Source organism: Lentzea sp. NPDC051208 (genome assembly GCF_040682435.1).
GTDB lineage: Bacteria > Actinomycetota > Actinomycetes > Mycobacteriales > Pseudonocardiaceae > Lentzea > Lentzea kristufekii.
Genome location: NZ_JBFBAW010000021.1, coordinates 26,836 through 47,823, shown reverse-complemented (window position 1 = coordinate 47,823; position 20,988 = coordinate 26,836). Strand labels below are relative to the sequence as shown.

The following is a 20,988-nucleotide window of genomic DNA, read 5'->3' as shown; positions in this document are numbered from 1 at the left end:
GGGTTCGAGGTGCGTCAGCTCGGCTTTCACCGCACCACGATCCGAGCAGGTCTGGGACGACGGGAACGAGCGGTCTGCCACGACCAGACAACTACCCCGCCGGGACGTTTTGTACTCCTGTCGGCGGAACTCCGCGATCGGGACCGCGCGGGATCTGCGACGCGGCGCGTGCGTCGAAGCGCGCGCGGACCTCGCGGCACCACGGGCGCGGGCAGTGCCCGCGCCGGTGCCGGGTCTGTCGCGATCCGGTAGGCCTGGTGGACGATCACACCTGAACCCTACGAGCGGGCACTGACGATTCCGGGCCCGCTACAGCAAGGTTCTCACGAGAGTGGGAGCGGCTTTATTCGATCGTGTGATCGTCACCCGTCGGCGACTACCGGACGCAGTCACACTCCTTCGTGCGCCAGCACCAGCTGGCCGCGGGCGGCGGTCAGCAACGTGCGCGCTTCCTGGATCTCCACGTACTTCAGGTGTTCACACGCGGCCTCCGCGCACGCCAGCGCGTACTGCAGGGCGGTGTTGTCGTCCACGGGACCTGCGTCCCGCAGCGCGTCACGCAGGGATTCCTCCGCGCGCCGTGCCCCGACGACCGGGTCGCCGAGCGCGGTGGGCCTCACCGAAGCGAGGACCTGCTCGACGGCCAGTTCAAGCACGCCGGTCGATGTCCGGGTGCCCACGGCTGAGCTCATTTGGTACGCCACCTCCAAGAACGTTCGTCTTCCGCCGTCCGGTGACGGCACTTACAGTACTCCTCAGGTCCATGACCTGCCGTTACGCAAAAGTTTCATCTTTTGCGGCCGCGGAGCGGCCGGGTGATCTCGCGGACGCGCGGGAAGAACTCGTCCAGCTCCACCGGCAGGGGGATTCTCCAGTTCGGGTGCTCGTCGATCGTGCCCGGCACGTTCGGCTGCCGGGTTTCCCGCAGAGCGTCCTGAGGTGAAGTCAGGACCAACGCGCAGGGTGCCTGCGCGAGCAGTTCGTGGGCGCCCTCGACCCTGTCCGCGGGCTTGACGCCCTCCTGGCGCATCAGCTCGTCGAAGTCGGGGCCGTCCGGTCCGGCGAAGAACGTCGCCGCGGTCGGGAGGTCGTGCGTCGAGATGCTGGCCATCTGGTTCGGGTTCCACTGCGACGGCGGGATCAGCGGGTGACCCTCGGCGTAGTAGTCGCGCTGGAAGTAGAGGACGGCGCTGGTCAGCATGCCGTTCTCCTGCAACGTCTTCGTGACGACCGGCTCGACCGTGCCGAGGTCCTCGCCGACCACGACCGCGCCCGCCCGGTACGCCTCCAGCGCGAGCACGCCGAGCATGGCGTCCGCGTCGTAGTAGACGTACGTGCCGCGCGACGGCGGCTCGCCCGGCGGGATCCACCAGAGCCGCCACAGCCCGGCGACGTGGTCGATGCGGATGCCGTCCGCGTGCTGCAGGACGCTGCGCAGCACCTGCCGGAACGGCCGGTAGCCGGTCTCGGCGAGCTTGTCCGGGCGCCACGGCGGCAGGCCCCAGCCCTGGCCGTCCGCGCTGAACGCGTCGGGCGGCGCGCCCACCGTGACGTCGATGGCGAACACGTCGGGATCGGCGAACGTGTCCGCGCCACCGGGGTCGACGCCCACCGGCAGGTCGTGGATGACGCCGACGGCCATGCCGGCCTCGTGCGCGGCGAGCCGGACGTCCTGGAGCTGGCGGGTGCAGAGGTGCTGGAGCCAGGCGTAGAACGCGACCCGTTCGGCCGGTGGGTCGGCGCGGTCCTCCGGCCACTCGCGCCAGTCCTTGCCGTGGATCTCGGCGAGCGCGCAGTAGGTCGCGAACTTCTCCAGCTCGGCGTCCATCTCGACCTCGCCGCCGGGGAAGAGCAGTTCCAGCGCCTGCTTCTTCGCCGCCCACACGGCGTCGTAGTCGATCAGGTCCTCGTTCGCGGGCTTGAGGTTGCGGATGAGCTGCCGGGTGCGGGGGCAGGCCTGCAGGAACTCGGCCGTGTCGGTGACGCGCAGGTACAGCGGGTTCACGAACCGGCGGGTCGTCGGCGAGTACGGCGAGCGCTCGACGGGGTGCGTCGGGCTCGGGGCCTGCACCGGGTTGACCAGCACGACGCCGGCGTCGAGTTCGAGGGACGACCTGCGGGCGATCGTGGCGAGGTCGGCGAAGTCGCCCATCCCCCACGACTCCTTCGAGCGCGCGGCGTAGAGCTGCAGCATCCAGCCCCAGGTGCGGGGCACCTCCGGCAGGGTCCTGGGCGCGACGGCGAGCGTGACGGTCTGGTCCCCGGTCACCACGCGGTGCCAGCCGAGCGGCACCGAGTCCGGGACGTGCCGTTCGACGGCGAACGAGGTGCCGTCCTCGAGCTCGATGGTCGCGGGACCCCGGAGGTCGTACGTCTCGTACTCGCGGATGACGATCGTGGGAGGGAGCTTCTGCCCGGCCCTGCGCCGCTCGACCTCGGCGAGCTCGCGGACGACCGAGTCCTCAGTGGACGCGTCGACTCCGAACTGGGCGAGGATCTTCACCACGACGTCGCGATCGACCGAGACCTCTTGCTGGTCCGCGTTTTCGTACCGAGTGGCTACGCCCCAAGCGTCCGCCAGCCGCGTCAGCAACTGCTCCACACCTACAAGCTATGTCACAGCTCGGTCCGCATTACCAGAGCAAATGGTCCCTGGTCACCCGATGGGTGCAGGCCGGTCGGGACGCCCGCGCAGAGGTGCTTTCGCTCAGACATCCGATGCTTGATCCGGAATGGCGACGACGGCCTCGACCTCGACGAGGAAATCGGGCCCGAACAACGCCGCCACCTGAACCAACGTGCTCGCCGGGTTGTGCACATCGCCCAGCGCGGGACGCAGGATTTCGTCACGCACGTCGCGAATCGTCTGCACCTCTGAGGCGTCCAGCACGAACCAGGTGAACTTCACGACATCCGACCAGTCGGCGCCAAACCTCAGGATGACGTGATGAAGATTGCTCAGCGCCTGCCGCGTCTGCGCCGCCAGGTCGTCGACCCCGACCACGCACCCGGCCGCGTCGACCGCCACCTGACCGGAGACGAACGCGAGCTTCCCGGTGACCGTCACGGCGTGGGCGTAGCCGGGGGTGGTCGGCAGCGCGGCGAGCTCGGTCAGGCGTTCTTCGGCGGGCATGGCCGCCACCCTACTCAGGCGGCGGGCCCGCTGGAGTTGCGCACGACCAGCCGCACCTGGTGCTCCGCCGGTTCGATCTCCCCGCCCCTGATCAGCGTGAACAGGTCGGCGACCGCCCGCTCCCCCTGCGCCTTCGCCGCCCCCTCGACGGCGGTCAGCCCGACGACGCGGGTGAGCTCCTGCCCGTCCAGCGACACGATCGACACCTCGTCCGGCACCGCGCGCCCGTCCCGCTGCATGCGCAGGAAGATCCCCACCGCCGCGGCGCCGTTCGAGCTGATCACCGCGGTCGGCAGCCGTTCGCCGTCGAGCAGCACGTCGACCACCTGCTCGCCGCCGTCGACCGTCGGCGAGCACCAGACCGTCCACTCGGGACGCACGGTGAGCCCGGCGGCGACCAGGATCTCGTCGTACGACTCGTCGACGCCGTCGGCCAGCACCAGGGCCACGTCGCGGTGCCCCAACCCCTGCAGGTGCGACACGGCGGTCCTCAAGGCGTGGCGGAGGTCGGTGTCGTCGACCGTGACGTGCGGGACCTCCAACGACTCCAGCGCGACCTGCTCCACCGGGGACAGCGACATCGACAGCAGCAGCACACCGTCCACACGACGCCCCAGCGGCAGTTCGCCGAAGAACTTCGCACGCGCGTCCGCGTCACCCAGCACGTAGAGCAGCACGTCGTAACCGGCCTGCCGCAACGCGCCCTCCGCGCCCGCCAGCACCGGGCTGACCTCGGACGTCAGCACCGCGATCGCGTACCGGCGGCCACCGGCCAAAGAGGAGGCGTCGCGCGCGATCGCGTACTTCATGCGCCGCGCGATCTCGCTCACGTGCTGCCTGGTCGCCTCGGACACGCCCGGTTCGCCCCGCAGCGCACGCGATACGGTCGCAGCGGACACCCCTGCGGCCTTGGCCACGTCGGACATGCTGGTCACGGCCCGAGCGTATTGGAGATCCATGAAGCCCGGCGACCTCGCCCCCGACTTCACACTGCCCGACCAGGACGGCACCGACCGCAAGCTGTCGGCACTGCTCGAGGCCGGCCCGGTCGTGCTGTTCTTCTACCCCGGCGCCATGACGTCCGGGTGCACCGCGCAGAGCTGCCACTTCCGCGACCTCGCGAAGGAGTTCGAGGAGGCGGGCGCCCAGCGCGTCGGGATCTCGATGGACGACGTGGCGAAGCAGAAGCAGTTCGCCGAGCTGAACGACTTCGACTACCCGCTGCTCTCCGACACCGGCGGCGACGTCGCGGAGCAGTACGACGTGCGGCGCCGGTTCGGGCCCATCCCGGTCAAGCGGCACACGTTCGTCATCGGTGCCGGCCGCGAGATCATCGAGGTGATCAAGAGCGAGTTCTCCATGAACGCGCACGCGGACAAGGCGCTGGCGGCGCTCAGGAGTCGGTGATCGTCAGGACGCCGTAGGGCCCGGAAGCCTTGCCCTCGCGGACAGTCGCACCGTCGATCGTGTACTTGCCGTGCACCTCGGCCCCGTCCGGGCCCGCCACCACCACGAGCATCACGGACTCGGACGCGGGGTCGGCGGGCACCTCGACGGTGCGCGTCCACGGCAGCGTCACGCCCGCCTCGTTGTGGATGGACGCGCCGACGGTCGCGGTGACGTTGAACGCCTTGCCGGTGCCGGTCACCTCGAACACGACGACCCGCTTCGCCGGTGCGGCAGGCGGTTCCGGCAGCACCACCGGCGGTGGCGGCCCTGGTTCCGGTTCGGCCCGCTGAACGGCGTCGCGCACCGCATCGACCGCGCGCGGCCCGTACATCACGCCGCCCACGGCCAGCAGCGCGACGACCAGGAGGAAGATCCACGGGCCCTTGCGGGTCTTGCGCACCTCGTCGTGCAACGGCGGCGCGACGCCGTACTCCGGTGGCTGCTGCGGCAGATGCGACATGTGGACCCCCTGCTGTGGGAGTCGATCTCGCGACTCCCGCCGTTACCCGGGAGCTGGGACGCGCCACGGCACGAAAAGGATCCGTGCCGAGCGGGATCAGGCGGTCCGCACCGGGCTGGTCCGGGCGAGCCGCTCGACGTGGTCGGCGCTGAGCGGGCCGGCGTCGTGCAGCCGGTACTCCGCCGCGAGCTCGCGCGCCCGCAGCCGCAACGTCCCGCCGTGCAGCACCTCGCGCACCGCGGCCCTGATCGCCTTCTCCGACGGCGTCGACGTGCGCAGGTTCAGGCCGGCGCCGGAGCGTTCGACGCGGGCGGCGACCTCGGGCTTGTCCTCCGTCGCGCCCGCCACGACCAGCGGGACGCCCTGGGCGAGCGCGAGTTGCACCCCTCCGAGGCCGCCGTTGGTGACCATGGCGGAGAGTTCCGGCAGCAACCTGTCGTAGGGCAGGAACGGTGCGGTGAAGGCGTTAACGGGCAGGGGTCCCACGTCGTGCGCGCCGGTGCTGGCGACGACGGTGACGTCCTCGTCCGCGAGCGCGCGGATGACGGGCAGCACCAGCTGGCCCAGGTCCGTGTCCGCGACCGTCCCCTGGGTGACGTGCACGATCGGACGGCCGGCGGTGATCATGCGCTCCCACCAGTCCGGCAGCGCGGCCGCCGGTGCCGGGTCGACCAGCGCGCCGACGAACCGCACCTGCGGCGGCATGAACGAGCGCGGGTGTTCCAGGCCGGCGATGCCGTTCTGCAGGTGCAGGTGCGGTGACACGGTCGCGAGGCCGCGCTCACCCTTCGGCAGGCCCAGGCCGGTGAGGATCCGGTCGCGGTGCTCGTACACGGGCTTGAAAACCACGTTGTCCAGCAGCGCGCGCACGACCGCGTACCGCAACCGGGCGAGCGGGCCGGTCCGGTGCTTCAGGCCTGGCCCGAACGGCGGCACGTCCGGTGCGGGCAGCATCATCGGCGTGACGCCGATGCTGACGGCTCGCGGGCCGCCGAGCTGTTCGAGCAGGCCCGCCCCGAGGTACGCGGCGTCGTGCAGCACGAGGTCGGCCTGCCGTTCGGCCAGTGCCCGGCGCAGGTCGCCGACCTGCGCGGGGATCGGGTCGAGGAACACCGCGGTCATGTCGTAGCGCAGCTGCGCGATGCCCTTGAGCCGGGCGCGCTCGGGGAACAACTCGTCGACGTCGCGGCCCTGGTGGTCGATCGACGGGTCCATCGCGACGAACTCCGCACCGGTGGCGGCGACCTTGTCCGCGAACACACGGCCGGTGCACCAACGCACGTGGTGTCCGCGCTCGGTCAGCGCACGGGCGATGGGCAGCAACGGCGCGACGTGGCCGGGTATGGGCATGGTCGCGAACAGCAGGTTCAGCACGGTGCCAGTCGACCAGACCGCACTTAACGGGCACTAAGTCGTCATCTCAATCCGGCCAGCACGAAGTCGGCGATCTCCCCGGCCAGCTGGGCGGGCGTCTTCTGGCCGTCCGGACGGAACCACATGGGCAGCTGGTTCACGACGCCCAGCGCGATCCGCACGACGGTGTCCGCGGGCACGACGGAGCTGAACTCGCCGTTCGCCTGCCCCTTCTCCACGACCGCGAGGAACGTCTCGTGGTAGCGGCGGCGTTCGGCGCGGAAGTCCGTCATCCGGTCCTCGCCGAGCCGGTGCAGCTCCCGGACGAACACCGCCGTCTCGTCGACCCGTTCGGCCGTCGAGATGACGAGCGACGCCAGGATCTCGCGCACCGTCTCGGCGGCGGACAGGCCGAGGCCGATGATCCGGTCCATGTCGGCGGACTGAGCGGTGATCAGCAGCCGGTAGATCTCGAAGAGCAGGTCGTCCTTCGAGCGGAAGTAGTGGTACAGCGCTCCCTTGGTGACCTCGGCGGCCCTGACGATCTCCTGCACCGAGGTCGCGTCGTAGCCCTGCGACGCGAACAGGCGCACGGCCGCGTCGATGATCTTCTGCTCGGTCGCGCTGGGCACGGTTACCTCTGGGGTGCGAGCGCGCGTACCTGCTCGGCCTGGTCGCCCCCGGTCGGGAGCAGCGCGATGATCGGGGTGTCGACCCCGTTGGCCTGGTACTCGGCCACGCGGTCACGGCACTGGCCGAGCGACCCGTGCACGACCAGGGCGTCCACGACCTCGTCCGGGATCGCCTTCGACGCGGCCTTGCGGTCGCCCGCCGCCCACGCCTCGTGCATCGGGCGCAACGCCTCGCCGCGGCCGAGCCAGTCGTGGAACGCCGCGTAGGCGGGCACGGTCAGGTACGTGCTGATGAGCATGCGGCCCAGTGCCCGCGCAGCGTCGGCGTCCTCCGTCGGGCAGACGAAGATCCGTGCCGCGAGCTCGGCGTCGCCCAGTTCGGAACGCACCTGGGCCACGTCGGTGGCGGCGAGCCAGTTCGTGATCGCGCCGTCGGCCTCGCGACCGGCCAGGCGCAGCATGTTCGGGCGCAGCGCCGCGAGCATGATCGGCACCTTCTCCGCGGGCGGGCGCTCCAGCTTGAAGCCCTTCACCGAGAACGTGTCGTAGTCGGCGGAGACCTTCTCGCCCGCCAGCGCGGCCTTCAGGAAGCGCAGCGTGTCGCGGGTGCGCTTGAACGGCTCCTCGAACGGGATCGCGTTCCAGCGCTGCACGATGGCGGGCGACGACGAGCCGATGCCCAGCACGAACCGGCCGCCGCTCACCTCCGCGAGGGTCGCCGCGGTCATCGCCAGCGTGGCCGGGCCGCGGGTGTAGACGGGCGCGATCGCCGTGCCGAAGCGCAGCTCGGAGGACCACTGCGCGGCCAGGGCGAGCGGCGTGAACGCGTCGGTGCCGGTCGTCTCGGCCGACCACACGTCCGTGTAGCCGAGCCCGGCGAGCTCGGACACCAGCGCGCGGTGCTCCAGCACCGGCGTACCGAGCAGCGGCAGCGTGATTCCCCAACGAGCCATGAACGCCTCCATGTCAGGACTTGGAGGCCACCCTACCGACCGGTCGGTATGCCCACAACCTCACCTCTTGCGAGCCATGGTCAGGCCGTCCGCGATCGGCACCAGCACCGACTCGACCCGCGTGTCGGCGAGCACGAACCTGTTGAAGGCGTCGATCGCGGCCGCGTTGCCCTCGGGCTGCTCGTCGGCCGCCTCGCCGTAGTAGAGGGTGTTGTCCGCGAGCAGCAGACCGCCCTGCCGCACGCGCGGCACCAGCAGGTCCCAGTAGTGGACGTACCCGACCTTGTCCGCGTCGATGAACACCAGGTCGATGACCGGCTCCTCCGGCAGCTCGGCCAGCGTCTGGGCCGCCGCGCCGAGCCGCAGTTCGATCCGGTCGCGCACGCCCGCCGCCTGCCACGCCTCCTCCGCGATCGTGGTCCACTCGGCGGAGACGTCGCAGGTGATGACCTTGCCGGACGGGGGAAGTGCCTGCGCGAACGCCAGCGTGGAGTAGCCGGTGTAGGTGCCGACCTCGACCACGGTCTGCGCGCCCGTGATCTTGACCAGCAGCGACAGCAGCACCGCCTGCTCGTGCGGGATCTGCATCTCCGCCGAGTCGCCGAGCTCCAGCGTGCGGGCGATCAACTTCTCCTGCACCGCGCTGGGCCGGCCTGCCTGCTCGCGCACGTAGCGGTAGATCTGCGGGGTCATGACCACGGCCTTGAAGTCGTTCACGCGCGGCCTTCTCTCATAGTCGGGTGGCGAACGTCCTGAGTGTCTCTCCGTACTCGGGGCTCAGCGGGTGTTTCGCGAGGTCGTGACCGATCGCGGACAAAACGGCGGCGCGGTGCGCGGCGTAGCGGCTGGCGCACACGTTCTCCCGGCTGACGAGGAAGAACTCGTCGAACCGGGCCCGTTCGGCGTCGGTGGTGGACTCGCGCGCACGGCCGGACTCGCGCAGCAGCGAGGGACCGCCGGGCACGAGCCTGCGCATGACCTCCATGTGCGCCACCAGGTTCGCCTTGCTCGCAGAGGTGAGCGGTTCGGCCGCCACGGACCCCAGAGCGGCACGCACCCGGCGCAGCAGGCCGGGCAGTGGCTCGTAGTCACGTGCCCATCGCCCGCTGAACGCCGGGTCGAACGTCACCATCATCGGCCGGATGACGTCCTCGTACACCTCACGGGAACAACTGCCCGAATAGGCGAGCATCACCGAGTACGCGTCGTATCCAAGCGCAGCGAGGCGGACTAGCCGCGAATCAGGCTCGCGTATCAGCCGATCGAGTGAAGCCGAAAGAAACCTCCAGACCAGAAATGCGCCGTGATGGCCGAGAAACCACCGGTGCACGGCGCGCTCGACCGGATCTTCCGGGGTGTGGATGGCGATCGGCGTCTGGAAGCAGCCGGTCGCGCACGGGATCAGGTCCGCGTCCGGCATCGGCAGCCGCAGGACGGGCAGATCCACCCAGGTGTGCCCCCACCGGGGGAGGCAGACAGGAGCACTCATCAAACACACTCCACTTCGGACACGAGACTGTCGAGGACGTCCGCCACCCGGCCCAGCGCGGTGTCGAGAGGCCGGTCCTCGGCGATCGGTGGCACCTCGTCCGCGAGCCGGTCGAACACCGCCGCGAGCCGCGTCCCCTGCGGACGGCGTGCGCCGACGTGCACGGCCTGGCGCAGCGCGATCGCGAGACCGGCGTGCAGGTACCGCAGCAGGCGCGCCTGGTCGAGCGCCGTCAGCGCGGCCTGGGTGCCGAACGGGACGACGTCCTGGTTGTGCAGGTTCGTCGGCAGGCTCTGCGTCGAGGCCGGTGTGGCGGCCCTGCGCATCGCGACCACGGTGGCGGTCGCGCAGAGCTGGACTCCCTGCAGCGCGTGGTGGTGACCGGGCAGCGGGCTGAGCATCGGCGGCAACCCGTTGCTGCGATGGGGATCGACCAGCAGGTCGAGCTGGCGTTCGGCCAGGTTGCCCAGCTGCACGAGGGCGACGTTGAGCTGGTCGGCCGCGAAAGCGCTGGGCTGACCGAAGAAGTTGCCGCCGTGCACGACCTCCCCGGTCTCCGGGAAGAACAACGGGTTGTCGCTCACGCCGTTGAGGTCGCGGCGCACCACCTCGTCGGCGTGCCGCACGCTCGTGCCGGCCGCGCCGATCAGCTGTGGTGTGCAACGGATGCTGTACGGCTCCTGCAACGGGCGCGCACCGGACGGCGTACTGCCTTCGAGCCAGTTCCTGATGGACGCACCCGTTTCAGCGACGTCCGGATGCCCGAACGCGGCCAGTAGTCCAACCGACGTGAACTCGGTGCCACATCCTAGGACGTCGGTCATCAAGGCGGACAACAACTCTGCCGTCCGGCGCGCGCGAACCGCCTGCGCGACAGCGAGTCCGAGTGCTGCGGCGGTCACCGAAATGCCGTTCACCAGAGCGAGCGCGTCACGGCCGTCCAGCACGAGTTTCTCGAGCCCGGCCAGTGCAAGCGCTTCCACGGCGGGCATCAGTCGCCCTTGGAAGAAGGCGTTCCCGTTACCGCGCAAAGCATGTGCCACGTAGGCGAGCGGCTGGAGATCACCACTCGCACCGACTGAGCCCAAACGTGGTACGGCTGGGGCGAATTCGGTGTCCAGCATGGCAGTCAGCGAGTCCACGACCTGCTCGGACACTCCGGATCGCCCTTGCGTCAACGAGAACAGCCGCGCCAGCACGGCCGCGCGGGCGACGGCGGGCGGCAGCAGTTCACCGTGGCCGACGATGAGGTGGAAGAGGGTGTTGTCACATTGAGCGGCGCTGTCCGGACGGCCCGCGAACTCGACGAGCGGGCCGAAACCCGTTGTGACGCCGTAGATCGCGCGTCCGGACGCGCTGACTTCGAGCACGAACGCGCGGCAGCGCGCGACCCGGTCGCGCACGTCCGCCGGCAGTTCGACGTGCAACGGGTCGCGGGCGAGTTCGAGGTGAGCCGGTTCGAGGTGCGCGGCCAGATTCAGGGCAGCAGGGGATGTTCCGACAGGCACGACGCCTCCTGGGGACTTGGGGAGCCACTCGCGACGATCCCCGTTGACCCGTCGGCGAGGAAGGGCCTTATGTACGCATCAAACGAGGAAAATTTCTCAGCTGTCCTTCGGCGTGATCAAGCCACCGGAGAGGTGATCGAACTCTCCGCGCACGATTCGGGCCAAAAGATCGGCCGACTGCTCCACCGGGGTGAACCTGCCCGCAGCGCGCTGAGACCTCGCCCACTCCGAGATCCTCCGCTGGTGCGGATCACCGGAGTCCATCTCGGCACCGCGGCGCATCAAGCCGATGTCGACCATGCCGGGGTCGTAGCTCAGCACGGCGATCGGCCGGTGCTTCAGTTCGGCCGCGAGGTTCTCGGTCAGCTTGATCACGGCCGCTTTGGACACCGAGTACGCGGTGACGTAAGGCCATCGGTGCACACCGGCGTTGCTCACCACGTTGATGATCCGCCCGCTCGTCATCGTGCGGATGGCGGCGTTCGCGGCGAACGCGGTGCCGCGCAGGTTCACCTCGAACGTGTGCCACCAGTCGTTCTCGTCGACCTGCCACGTCGGACCGACCGGCCCGCCGAGCGCACCGTTGTTGACCAGCACGTCGATCCCGCCGAGGCTCTCGATCAGCTTGGCCGTCGCGTGCGGATCACCGAGGTCCGCGACGTGCGTCTCGACGTCCGCGCCCTGGCCCTTCAGCTCGGCCCCGGCGATGTCGAGCGCCTCCTCGTCGCGACCGGTGAGGACGAGCTGATGCCCTTGCGCGGCAAGGACCCCGCTGAACGCCCTGCCGAGCTCCTTGGCGCCACCGGTGATCAGCACCTTCACCGCGAGGCGTCCTTCAGCAGGCGGCGAAGGACCTTGCCTGACACGGACCTCGGTATCTCTCGCACGAACTCAACCTGGCGGATCTTCTTGTACGGCGCCACCTCCGCCGCCACGAAGGCCATGAGTTCGTCCGCGGTGACGTCGCCTTGCGTGACCACGAAGGCTTTCGGGATCTCACCGTTAACCCGATCGGGCGCACCGATCACCGCGGCGTCCCGGACCGCGGGATGGCGCCCCAGCACCGCCTCCAACTCGGCGGGCGCGACCTGGTAACCCTTGTACTTGATCATTTCCTTGATGCGGTCCACGACGTGGAACCGGCCGTTGTGGACGCGCACCAGATCACCGGTGCGCAACCAGCCGTCCACGAAGGCTTCGCGCGTGGCCCGTTCGTCGCCGAAGTAGCCGTCCATGAGCTGCGGGCCGCGGATGAGCATCTCGCCCTCCGCCGCGTCCGTCGTGGTGCCCGGCTCGACGATCCGCGCTTCCGTGCCGGGACAGAGCACACCGACGCTCGAGGGGTCTGATTCCACGTCACCGTCGAATGTCTGGTGCGTGCCACCGGCTTCCGTGAGGCCGTAGCCCTGGCGGACGGGCGCCTGGAGCCTGCGCTCGGCTTCCCTGCGGACGGCGTCGTCGAGTGGCGCGGCGCCGCAGAGGACGAGCTTGAGGCTGAGCTCCGGGACCGGTTCTTCGTGGCCGGCGATGGCCGCGGCGAGTGGCGGCACCAGGAACGCCCGCGTGACGCGGTGTTCCGCGAGGCGCCGCAGGTAGGTGCCGGCGTCGCTGCGGGGCATGGTGACGAGCGTGGCGCCGCCGAGCAGGCCGGAGTTGAGGATGATGGTGAAGCCGTAGACGTGGAAGAACGGCAGGTTCGCGGCGAGCACGTCGGTCTCGTCGATGCGCCAGCCCGGCCGGTGCTGCTCCAGGTTCGCGACGAGCGCGCGGTGGCTCAGGCCGACGGCCTTCGTGAGACCCGTTGTGCCGCTGGAGAACAGGACGACGGCGGTGCCGGCGGGGTTTCCCGGTGGGAGCGGACCGGTGTCGCTCGCGGGGAGGTCGTCGAGGTCGAGCGTCGTCGTGACGTTCGCGAGTTCCCTCAGCCGCGCGATCTCCGGCGGCGTGAGCATCGGGTTGATGAGCGCGGCCGTCGCTCCCGCGGCCAGGACCGCGTGCAGGCCCACGGCGTACCGCGGCCGGTTGGTGCTGGCGATCGCGACGACGTCACCGGGTCTGATCCCGTTGCGCACCAAGCCTTTGGCCGTCGTCTCGACCTGGCGTGCCAACTCGGCGTACGTGAGCGACTCGCCCGTGACGGCGTCCACGAGAGCGAGCTTGTCGTTGTGCCGCGCCCGTTCCAGCACGTGCTCCGGAACGGTGCGGTCGGGAACGGCCACCGCGGGCAGGGGGCTGCGGTAGATCACTGGCTCGGCTCCGGTCTCCGCGCCGCCGCACCTCATGCACGGCGGCGTGGCCGGAGACTATCGAGACTTCTCGTGATCGTGTGACCGTGTTCGGTCAGAGACTCACACCGCGCTCGGCGAGCCAGCCGACGGGGTTGACCTTCTGCCCGCCCGCGACCCACACCTCGAAGTGCAGGTGCGGCCCGGTCGACTGACCGCGGTTGCCGATCGTCGCGATCTGCTGCCCGGACTTGACCTTCGCACCCTGCGGAACGTCGATGGTGTTCATGTGCCCGTAGACGGTGATGGTGCCGTCGTCGTGCTGAACGCGGACCCACAGCCCGAACCCGGACGCGGGCCCGGCCTCGACGACGGTGCCGTCCATGACGGCGACGATCGGCGTGCCGATGGCGTTCGCGATGTCGACGCCGTTGTGGCTGGTACCCCAGCGGGCACCGAACCCGGACGTGAACGAGCCCTGGGCGGGCCGCACGCACTTGGGCCGCTTCGCCTCCTCCTCGGCCGCGATGCGCGCGGCCTCGGCCGCGAGCCGCGCGGTCTCGGCCTTGGCGGCCTCCTGCCGCTTCGCGAAGGCGCCCTCGGCGGACTTGAGCGCCTCGGCGACGTGGAACTGCGCCTGGATCTGCTCGGCCTGAAGCAGCTTGCGCGCCTCGGAGCCGGTGCTGACGTCGTGGATCGTCTGCGGCCCCTGCGGCGCCCGCTGCTCGGCGGTCATCGCCGCAGCGAGGTTCTTGGTGGCCGCAACGGGGGCGATGATGCGGTCGACCGGGGTGACGGAGGTAGCCGCCTGAGCGAAACCGGCGCCGGCGATGGCGCCCGCGGCGACCACCACCGCAACAGCCTTCTTGCGGTCCAGGTCCACCTTGGTGATGACGTCCACCAGGGGACCCTTCGAACGATGCCGTGCCAAACCTGTCTCCATGCACTCGGGGGAGTTCGATGACCGCGCTTCGCCTGGCGTCGGGGGGCCTGACTGCGGGCTTAGGGGGCCCGGTGGTGGACTGGACCGCTTCGGGGGAGATCCGTGTCCTTGCGGTTATCGAACCGTGACATGCGGCGCAGAACGTAACCTCGTGTGACCGACACAGGCAAGCGAAGTGGGTGTTCAGGTGATTAGGCCCACTGCTTGTCACTTTGAGTAGTCACTCGGTTTAGGCCTTGGTCAACGGGCTTTGGACCAATCCTCGGGTTTGTGTTTGTACTGGTCAGTCGCTTTATCGTGAAAGGTTTGCTTGCTGGTGGGGCGGGGATGTGCCCTGCTGGAGTGGTCACTTGGGGTGGCTGGGTCGTTTGGGCAGGCGTTGGCTCGAGGTTTGGTGGCTTTGGGGCGACGGGCGGCTGGGCGGGCCCCGGTAGGCGCGGGCGAGTTGCGGGCGCGGGCGGTGGGTACTGGCAGGCAGGCTGCCGGTAGGCAAGCAGGCGCATTCGAGCGCCAGAAGGCTCGCCTTGCGGGTGGTTGTCGCGTTCCAGCGGGGTGGGTCGCCAATGCGCTCAGGTCGCCTTGCGCGGGTGGTCGCTCAGGCCGGGCCGGTGCCGGTCATCGCCGCTTCGCGTCGATGGCGATCGGGGCTTGACCAGCCGGAAGAGGTTCACACGCCTCGGCTCGCCGTCGCGTTGGGCGGAAGGGATGGCTCGCCTTCGGCGTTGCCCTTCAGTCCCGCGCCCTCTGCCCTGCTTTGCTCTGGGCCGATCCGCTCGGTTGCCCCTTGCTCCCGGCCAACCACACCCGACCCGCTCCACCCGGCTTTCCCCCGCCCGACGTCACCGCTCGGCCACTCCGCCCGGCCTCCCCACGCCCGAAGTCACCACTCGGCCACTCCGCCCGGCCTCCCCACGCCCGAAGTCACCACTCGGCCACTCCGCCCGGCCTTCCCACGCCCGACGTCACCACTCGGCCACCCCGCCCGGCCTTCCCACGCCCGAAGTCACCACTCGGCCACTCCGCCCGGCCTCCCCACGCCTGGTGTCGCTGCCGGAGCGCTCCACCCCGGCGTCACCACTCCGCACTCCGCCCGGCCTCACCTGGGCCGGGCCGCCCCACCACACCTGGCACCACCACCCGGCGCCGCGCCGCTCGCCGTCACCGCTCGGCTCCTCCCCCCGGCCTCACCGCCCACCCGCCCGTCGGGCCTCACCCTGGGCGAGTCCCCGGCCCACCACCTGGCCGCAGCTCCACCCGGCCCCTGGGCAGGCCCACCACACCCGGCACCGCCACCTGGCAGCCGCTCCACCTGACAGCCGCTCCGTTCAGCCACTCCACCGGCCGCGCCGCGCCCGCCCCACCCCGACCTCCACCCGCCGAACCGGGCGCCGGCCCTCCCCGCCCAACGCAAAGGGCCGCCGGACGCACGTGGCGTCCGGCGGCCCTCTGGCCGAGCGGGGCTTACTTGTACCTGGGTGCGGCCGGCGGCAGCGGTGCCACCGGGAGGCCCTCGTGAATGACCTTCATGGCGTTGAACCAGGTGGGTGCGGCTACCTGGCCACCGAAGACGCCCTGCGAGCTACCGGGGCAGAGGCGGATCGGGTTGGCGCAGATGACCTGCGGGTTGTTGCCGTCGGCGTAGGTCATGACGGCGCCCGCGTACTGCGGGGTCGCGGCCAGGAAGGCGACCGACTTGTGCTCTTCGGTGGTGCCGGTCTTGCCGATGGCCGGGCGGTTCCAGCCGGAGGCGCTCGCCGCGGTCGCTGCCGTGCCGTTGCCGGTCGTGTCGTGGGACATGCCCTGGGCGAGGCTGTTCGCCAGGTCCGGTTCCACGGCCTGCTCGCAGGGCGCTTCCTTCAGCGGGACGTCCTTGCCGTAGCGGTCGATGACCTTCTCCACCGGGCTCGGCGGGCACCAGGTGCCGCTGGAGACGATGGTCGCGGCCACGTTGGCCAGTTCGAGGACGCTGGTGGCGCCGGGGCCGAGGGTGTACGAGCCGGCGTTGTTCTGCTTGGTCCAGTCGCCCTGCGACGGGCCGTTGGAGCCGTCGGACTTCAGGGGCTCCGCGCCGCGGTTGACGCCGGTGAGGGTCTCGCGCATGCCGAGCTTGTAGGCCATGTCGACGACGTTGTTCAGGCCCGCCTGCTCCTGCAGGATCACGAAGCCCGTGTTCGGGGACGTCGCGAGCGCCTGGGTCAGCGTCATCTCCTCGGGGTAGTCGGCCGCGTTCTGGACGCGCCAGGCCGAGCCGCCGTTCGGGTAGATCCTGGAGTTGTAGACCTTCGGGACCTTGATCTTGCGGTCGATCCCGGTGTGGCCGCTCTTCATCGCCGCGGCGGCGGTGAAGATCTTGTTCACCGAGCCGGGACCGAACGGCAGGACCTCGGCGGGCACGGGGCGGGCGACCTGGCCGAGTTCGGCCTTGTTGCCGTAGTCGCGGGAGGCGACGAGGGCGCGCACGCGGTGCTTGTCGGTGCCCGGCTGGACGACGGACATGACGTTCGCGATGCCGTTCTGGGTCTTCGGCACCTGCTGCTCGGCCGACAGCTTCGCGGCCTTGGTGGCCTTCGGGTCCATCGTGGTCTTGATGGTGAGGCCGCCGCGCTGCAGCTGCTTGTTCGTGATGCCGGAGGCGCGCAGGTAGTCGAGCAGGTAGGAGCAGAAGAAGCCGTAGATCGGGCCGTCACCGGCGCCGACGCAGCCCTTGGGCAGGATCTGCAGGTCCTCGACGATGCCCAGCGGCTGGGCCTTGAACTCCTCGGCCTTCTTCTTCGCCTCGGTCTCGTCGGGGCCGAACGCGCCGTTCTCGCGCATCTTGTCGATGACGATGTTGCGGCGCTCCAGCGCCTTGTCCGGCGAGGCACCGGGGTTCAGCGACGACGGGCGGTTCGCGATCGCGGCGAGCAGTGCGGCCTGCGGCACCGTCAGCTTGTCGGCCGTGGTGTTGAAGTACGCCTTCGCGGCGGCACCGACGCCGTAGGTCTGGTTGCCCAGCGGCACGATGTTGAGGTAGCCGGTGAGGATCTCGTCCTTCGTCATCTGCTGCTCGAGCTGCAACGCGACGCGCGCCTCGCGCATCTTGCGGCCGACGGTCGCCTCGGTGGCCTTCTCCCAGGCCTCCTGCTCGTTGTCGGCGCCGAGCACGAACGCCATGTAGTTCTTCACGTACTGCTGGGTGAGCGTCGACGCGCCCTGCGTCGCCCCACCGTCCACACCGGCCTTGGCGGCGGCACGGGCGATGCCCTGCCAGTCGACGCCCTGGTGCTCGTAGAACCGCTTGTCCTCGATGGCCAGGATCGCGCCCTTCATGGTGTCCGCGATGTCCTTGGTCTCCAACGGGATGCGGTACTGGTCGTACAGATAGGCGATCGGGTCGCCGTTCATGTCCTGAATGGTGGTGACGAGCGGCAGCTCACCCTTCGCGAGATCGCCCGACGTCTGGTCGACCTGGTCGGCCGCGCGGTTGGACGCGAGCCCGAGACCTCCGACGAACGGGAACACCATCGCAGCGAGGAGGACGCCCGCCGTCAGGCACAACCCCAGCAACTTGACCAAGCCTGACGCGCGTGCGGCGAACAAACCGCAACTCCTTCCGAACAAACCCCAGAGACTCTCTACGTATTAAGTCGCGCGGGAGGCCCGTGAGGTTGCGTCCGCTGATCGACTGTTTTCAACCTACCGGAGCAACCGCAGCCCGATCGTCGGGCTGGCCCTGCGCACCTCGACGCCCGTGTGGTCGGGAAGCAGGTCGTCCAGGAACCCGTAGCGCGACAGTTCTTCGTCCGGCCGCCTGCTCACCGTCCGCCACCAGACCGCGATGTCTCCCCAGCCCGGTGCCGACAGCGAGCCACCGAAGTGCTGCACGGACAGCGCGGCGCACAGGTTCGCGAACCGCACCCGGTGTTCGAGCGGCCACCCGGCCAGAGTGCCCATCACGAACCCGGCGCCAAACACGTCTCCGGCACCGGTCGCGTCGAGTTGCGCGACGTTGAGCCCCGGCACGTCCACGCACTCGCCGGTGGCGCTGTCGACCGCGACCGCTCCCCCGCCGCCGCGTGTGACGACCACCACCGGCACGTGCTCGGCGAGTTGACGCGCGGCGGCCTCCGGGGTGTCGGTGCGGGTGTACCCCTGCGCCTCCACGTGATTCGGGAGGAACACGTCATAACCGTCGAGTCTGCGCAACAACTCCGGCGACCACGCCCCGGTGCGGTCCCAGCCGATGTCGGCGAAGAGCTTCGCGCCGTTCTCCTTCGCCGTGCGCACCCACTGCTCGTCCTCCGCCTGGATGTGCACGAAGCACGCCCGTGTCGACGGCGGCGGAGAGAAGAGGTCATCGGCGACGACGGGCGCCTTGTGCCCGTGCGTCACCATGCTGCGGTCGCGCTCCATCGCCATGGACACGGTCACGGGCGAGTGCCACCCGTAGAAGCGACGACAGTAAGAGAGGTCGACGCCTTCCTGGTCCGCCAGCACGTCCCAGCAGAAGTCGCCGTACGCGTCCTCCCCGAACGCCGCCGCCAGCGCGGTCCTCAGTTCGAGCCGGCGCAACGCCACGGCGAGGTTCGCGATGCCGCCGGGACACGACCCGAGTCCCTCGGCCCACACCTCGGTCCCCGGCTCCGGCGGCCGGGGCAGACCGGTGAAGATGATGTCGAGGAAAACGGTGCCGGTGAGCAGCACGTCGTAGGCGGGTTCCGGGTCGGCCATGCGTAAACCTTGCCACCCGAGGCCGGTGATCATGCGCTAGAAACAGCCCTCATGGCGGTTCCGCTCCGGAAAAACCTCCGTTTCCAGCTGCTGTGGCTCGGCGCCGCGGTGTCTCAGCTGGGCACGCAACTCACGACCGTGGCGGTCCCGCTGCTGATCTTCGCGGTCACCGGGTCGGTCTTCTGGGCGGGCGTGATCGCCGGGGTGCGGGCGGCGGCGCTGATCCTGACGCAGATGCCGGCGGGCGTGTGGGTGGACCGCTGGGACCGCGGCAAGGTCCTGGTCCGCAGCCAGGCCACGCAGGCCGCCGCCGTCGCGATGATGGCGGCCAACGTCGTCACCGGCCTCGACTCGATCCCCGTGTTCCTCGTCCTGGCCGCGGTGGACGGCGTCTGCACCGCGTTCGCCGGCCCGGCCCGCACCACCGCCATCAAGGAGGTCGTGCCGCCAGAGCAGCTCAAGGCCGCGTACGCGCAGGAGGAGGCGCGCACCCACGTGGCGTACCTGATCGGCCCGTCGCTCGGCGCGCTCCTGTTCGGCTTCGGCCGCTCGGTCCCGTTCGTCGGCGACGCCCTGTCGTTCCTCGTCGCCGCCGTGTGCGCGTGGTTCGCCAAGATCCCGCCGCGGACCGGGCAGCGGCCACGTCAGCGTATGAGCCAGGACCTGCGCGAGGCGTGGGCCTGGCTGTGGCACCAGCGCGGGCTGCGCAACATCGTCGCGATCTTCCTGACCCTGAACCTGCTCGGCGTGGCCTCGATGCTCCCGGTTATGGCGCTGGTCAAGGAGCGAGGCGGCGCCGACTGGCTGGTCGGCCTGGTGCTCACCGGTCTCGGCGTGGGCGGCGTCCTCGGCGCTCTGCTGTCGCCCAGGGTCACCATGACGCCTGCCCGGCTCATCGTCGCGATGCTCACCGTCTTCGGCACGTGCACGATGGCGATGGCACTCCCGTTCGGCGCGTGGTGGCCGTTCGTGCCGCTCGTGCTCACCGCGATCGGCATCCCGTTGCTCAACGTCTCCGTGGGCGCTCTGTTCACCGCGATGGTGCCCGACGACCTGATGGGCCGGATGGACGCCGTCCTGAACTTCGTCAGCCGCGGGCTCACGCCGATCGCTCCGGTGCTCGGCGCGGTGCTGGCGGATCTGGCCGGCGGCGCGGTCGCGTTGCTCGTGATCGGCGCGCTGGTCCTGGTCACGGCGATGGTCGCGGCGTTCGCGGATCTGAGGACGACGGTTGCGCAGCAGTCTTGAGCCGCGGGCCCTTCGCAGGCCCTGCAGGCCAAGGCGGCACGAGCGACCGCGGTCGAACGCCTCGGTGCAGGACACTCCCCGTTCCGTCCTGCCGGCGAGACCTCGCCGCGATCGTCGAGCGCGTCAGCCTTCCTCGGCGATCATCTCCCGCATCCGCGTGAGCGCCCGGTGCTGTGCCACCCGCACCGCGCCCGGAGTCGACGAGACCGCCAGCGCGACCTCCTCGGCGGACAGGCCCACGGCCACCCGCAGCACGAGGATCTCGCGCTGGCGGGGCGGCAGCTTGTGCAGCAGGCGCGTCACCTGGGCCATCATCTCGCCGTTGACGGCGTGCTGTTCCGGGCCCGTGTCCAGCGACGGGCAGTCCGGCAGCTCCGGCACCACCTCGGCGCGGTTGCGGACCGCGCGCCGGCGGGCGTCGGCGACCTTGTGCGCGGCGATGCCGTACACGAACGCGAGGAACGAACCGGGTTCGTAGCGGTACTTCGACAACGCGCCGAGCACCGCCACGCACACCTCCTGCGCGATGTCCTCGGCTGAGACCAGCGTGCGCTCGCGGCCGCCGACCCTGGCACGGCAGTAGCGCACGATCAGCGGCTGGATGCGGCCGAGCAGGTGCTCGACCGCCCGTCTGTCTCCGGCAAGAGCGGCATCGACGAGGTCGGCGAAATCGGCTTCGGCGAGCCACTGACTGGAGACCGGTGCCTGGTGCACCCGACGGCGTGTGGGCACCGTTGGCCGGTCCCAAGCCCCTGCGCCTTCACCGGGCACGAGGACCGCGACACCGCCACCGGCCCGCACGGCTGTGGGTAGAACCATCCCGGCGACCTCCTCCACTACAGCGACACTAGGGGCTTCACTGAAGAAGAGACCGCAGCGAGCCGA

General features: G+C 70.2%; 19 protein-coding genes. 2 read left to right on the top strand and 17 right to left on the bottom strand.

Annotated elements, in window-relative coordinates:
* Positions 1-389 precede the first annotated feature (389 nt).
* The 4 genes from AB0M48_RS37460 to AB0M48_RS37445 all read right to left on the bottom strand — a co-directional run bounded on the left by AB0M48_RS37460 (position 390) and on the right by AB0M48_RS37445 (position 4,059).
* Positions 390-692, bottom strand: coding sequence for a hypothetical protein (locus AB0M48_RS37460; RefSeq protein ID WP_319987978.1), 303 nt, complete (start codon positions 690-692; stop codon positions 390-392).
* Positions 693-787: 95 nt separating this feature from the next.
* Positions 788-2,602 carry a 4-alpha-glucanotransferase gene (locus tag AB0M48_RS37455; RefSeq protein ID WP_363851368.1) on the bottom strand — a complete coding sequence of 605 codons (1,815 nt, stop codon included), beginning with the start codon at positions 2,600-2,602 and terminating at the stop codon, positions 788-790.
* 105 nt (positions 2,603-2,707) lie between these two features.
* Positions 2,708-3,133, bottom strand: a complete 426-nt coding sequence (locus AB0M48_RS37450; protein ID WP_363851365.1) for a RidA family protein — start codon at positions 3,131-3,133, stop codon at positions 2,708-2,710.
* A gap of 14 nt (positions 3,134-3,147) precedes the next feature.
* Entirely contained in the window at positions 3,148-4,059 is a 912-nt protein-coding gene (locus AB0M48_RS37445) for a LacI family DNA-binding transcriptional regulator (protein WP_363851623.1), read from the bottom strand.
* A 31-nt stretch (positions 4,060-4,090) separates the two neighbouring features.
* Between AB0M48_RS37445 and AB0M48_RS37440 the strand changes: the two genes are divergently transcribed.
* Positions 4,091-4,540, top strand: coding sequence for a peroxiredoxin (locus AB0M48_RS37440; protein WP_363851362.1), 450 nt, complete (start codon positions 4,091-4,093; stop codon positions 4,538-4,540).
* On the opposite strand, the gene AB0M48_RS37435 is transcribed toward AB0M48_RS37440, so the two are convergent.
* From AB0M48_RS37435 to AB0M48_RS37380, 12 genes are all read right to left on the bottom strand, one after another.
* A complete protein-coding gene (locus tag AB0M48_RS37435; protein WP_363851359.1) occupies positions 4,527-5,042 on the bottom strand; it encodes a hypothetical protein in 516 nt (171 codons plus the stop codon). The two genes, AB0M48_RS37440 and AB0M48_RS37435, sit on opposite strands and share 14 nt — an antisense overlap.
* Before the next feature lie 96 nt (positions 5,043-5,138).
* Positions 5,139-6,416 carry a nucleotide disphospho-sugar-binding domain-containing protein gene (locus AB0M48_RS37430; protein WP_363851356.1) on the bottom strand — a complete coding sequence of 426 codons (1,278 nt, stop codon included), beginning with the start codon at positions 6,414-6,416 and terminating at the stop codon, positions 5,139-5,141.
* A 41-nt stretch (positions 6,417-6,457) separates the two neighbouring features.
* Entirely contained in the window at positions 6,458-7,027 is a 570-nt protein-coding gene (locus AB0M48_RS37425; RefSeq protein WP_363851353.1) for a TetR/AcrR family transcriptional regulator, read from the bottom strand.
* A gap of 2 nt (positions 7,028-7,029) precedes the next feature.
* Complete coding sequence (locus AB0M48_RS37420; protein ID WP_363851351.1) at positions 7,030-7,980, bottom strand: LLM class F420-dependent oxidoreductase; 951 nt, start codon at positions 7,978-7,980, stop codon at positions 7,030-7,032.
* 60 nt (positions 7,981-8,040) lie between these two features.
* Complete coding sequence (locus AB0M48_RS37415; RefSeq protein WP_363851348.1) at positions 8,041-8,697, bottom strand: class I SAM-dependent methyltransferase; 657 nt, start codon at positions 8,695-8,697, stop codon at positions 8,041-8,043.
* 13 nt (positions 8,698-8,710) lie between these two features.
* Positions 8,711-9,469, bottom strand: coding sequence for an L-tyrosine 3-hydroxylase (locus tag AB0M48_RS37410; RefSeq protein WP_363851346.1), 759 nt, complete (start codon positions 9,467-9,469; stop codon positions 8,711-8,713).
* On the bottom strand, positions 9,469-10,977 hold the full coding sequence (locus AB0M48_RS37405) for an aromatic amino acid ammonia-lyase (protein WP_363851343.1): 1,509 nt from the start codon (positions 10,975-10,977) through the stop codon (positions 9,469-9,471). The genes AB0M48_RS37410 and AB0M48_RS37405 overlap by 1 nt, the downstream gene beginning before the upstream one ends.
* 96 nt (positions 10,978-11,073) lie before the next feature.
* Positions 11,074-11,799, bottom strand: coding sequence for an SDR family oxidoreductase (locus AB0M48_RS37400; protein ID WP_363851341.1), 726 nt, complete (start codon positions 11,797-11,799; stop codon positions 11,074-11,076).
* A complete protein-coding gene (locus tag AB0M48_RS37395; RefSeq protein ID WP_363851338.1) occupies positions 11,796-13,223 on the bottom strand; it encodes an AMP-binding protein in 1,428 nt (475 codons plus the stop codon). Before AB0M48_RS37395 ends, AB0M48_RS37400 begins: the two co-directional genes overlap by 4 nt.
* A 94-nt stretch (positions 13,224-13,317) precedes the next feature.
* Positions 13,318-14,103 (bottom strand): M23 family metallopeptidase, encoded by a 786-nt coding sequence (locus tag AB0M48_RS37390; protein ID WP_363851335.1) that lies wholly within the window; start codon positions 14,101-14,103, stop codon positions 13,318-13,320.
* A 1,503-nt stretch (positions 14,104-15,606) separates the two neighbouring features.
* Positions 15,607-17,724: a transglycosylase domain-containing protein gene (locus AB0M48_RS37385; protein WP_363851333.1), complete on the bottom strand. Its 2,118-nt coding sequence runs from the start codon at positions 17,722-17,724 to the stop codon at positions 15,607-15,609.
* 96 nt (positions 17,725-17,820) lie between these two features.
* Positions 17,821-18,855 carry a PfkB family carbohydrate kinase gene (locus AB0M48_RS37380; RefSeq protein WP_363851330.1) on the bottom strand — a complete coding sequence of 345 codons (1,035 nt, stop codon included), beginning with the start codon at positions 18,853-18,855 and terminating at the stop codon, positions 17,821-17,823.
* Between the two features lie 51 nt (positions 18,856-18,906).
* Between AB0M48_RS37380 and AB0M48_RS37375 the strand changes: the two genes are divergently transcribed.
* The gene (locus tag AB0M48_RS37375) at positions 18,907-20,103 is read left to right on the top strand and encodes an MFS transporter (RefSeq protein WP_363851327.1); all 1,197 of its coding nucleotides are present in this window, start codon (positions 18,907-18,909) and stop codon (positions 20,101-20,103) included.
* Positions 20,104-20,226: 123 nt separating this feature from the next.
* Here the strand turns inward: AB0M48_RS37375 and shbA are convergent, their stop codons facing one another.
* Positions 20,227-20,922 carry an RNA polymerase sigma factor ShbA gene (shbA, locus tag AB0M48_RS37370; protein WP_363851325.1) on the bottom strand — a complete coding sequence of 232 codons (696 nt, stop codon included), beginning with the start codon at positions 20,920-20,922 and terminating at the stop codon, positions 20,227-20,229.
* Positions 20,923-20,988: the final 66 nt, after the last annotated feature.